Source organism: Mesorhizobium sp. M7A.F.Ca.CA.002.09.1.1 (assembly GCF_003998555.1).
In the GTDB taxonomy this organism is placed as follows: domain Bacteria; phylum Pseudomonadota; class Alphaproteobacteria; order Rhizobiales; family Rhizobiaceae; genus Mesorhizobium; species Mesorhizobium ciceri.
Map to the genome: position 1 here is coordinate 1 of NZ_RZRR01001302.1, position 1063 is coordinate 1063.

The window sequence follows — 1063 nt, forward strand, 5'->3', positions numbered from 1 at the left end:
CGCCAGACAGTGAGAGCCCTCAAAAAATGCCCGCCATACCGCGCAAGGACATCTTGAAGAAATTCAGGGGAATGATCGACAAGGGCGTGCCGATCGTCGGCGGCGGCGCCGGCACCGGCCTGTCGGCGAAGGCCGAGGAGGCCGGTGGCATCGACCTCATCATCATCTACAATTCCGGCCGCTACCGCATGGCCGGGCGCGGCTCGGCCGCCGGCCTGCTCGCCTATGGCAACGCCAACGAGATCGTCAAGGAAATGGCCTATGAGGTGCTGCCTGTGGTCAGACACACGCCGGTGCTGGCCGGCGTCAACGGCACCGACCCGTTCGTCATCATGCCGCTGCTATTGGCAGAGCTGAAGACGATGGGCTTTTCCGGCGTGCAGAATTTTCCCACCATCGGCCTGTTCGACGGCAGCATGCGGCAGAGCTTCGAGGAAACCGGCATGGGCTTCGGCCTCGAGGTCGACATGATCGCCGAGGCGCACAAGCTCGATCTCTTGACCACGCCCTATGTCTTCAACCCGGATGAGGCCCGCGCCATGACCAAGGCCGGTGCCGACATCGTCGTCGCCCATATGGGTGTGACGACAGGCGGCTCGATCGGCGCCACGTCAGCCAAGTCGCTCGACGACTGCATTCAGGAGATCGACGCCATCGCCAATGCCGCGCGCTCGGTGCGCAAGGATGTCATCCTGCTTTGCCATGGCGGCCCGATTTCGATGCCCGACGACGCCCGTTACATTCTCTCCCAGGCCAAGGGCCTGCACGGCTTCTATGGCGCCAGCTCGATGGAACGGCTGCCGGCGGAAGCCGCGATCGCCAAGCAGACGGCCGATTTCAAGGCCGTCGCGCTCGGCGGCCAGAAGACCACATTCAAGAAAAAGAAGGGATGAGTGAGATGACCGACAAGAGCAAAGTGTTCGTGTACCCGAAGGACGTCAGCGCCTTCGGCTTCGACTGGGGAAAATTGGCGCTGACGGTGGCGCCCGAAGTGAATGGCGCAACCCGCTTTTCCGGCGGGGTCGTCGACCTGCCTTCCGGCAAGGGCCACACGCGCCACAAC

General features: G+C 63.3%; 1 protein-coding gene and 1 pseudogene. Both read left to right on the forward strand.

What is annotated here, in order from left to right; translation table 11 throughout:
• Window positions 1-26 precede the first annotated feature (26 nt).
• Window positions 27-893, forward strand: a complete 867-nt coding sequence (locus EN994_RS32720) for a phosphoenolpyruvate hydrolase family protein (RefSeq protein ID WP_024504438.1) — start codon at window positions 27-29, stop codon at window positions 891-893.
• Between the two features lie 5 nt (window positions 894-898).
• A pseudogene (locus EN994_RS36555) lies at window positions 899-1063 on the forward strand (cupin); the annotation flags it as partial.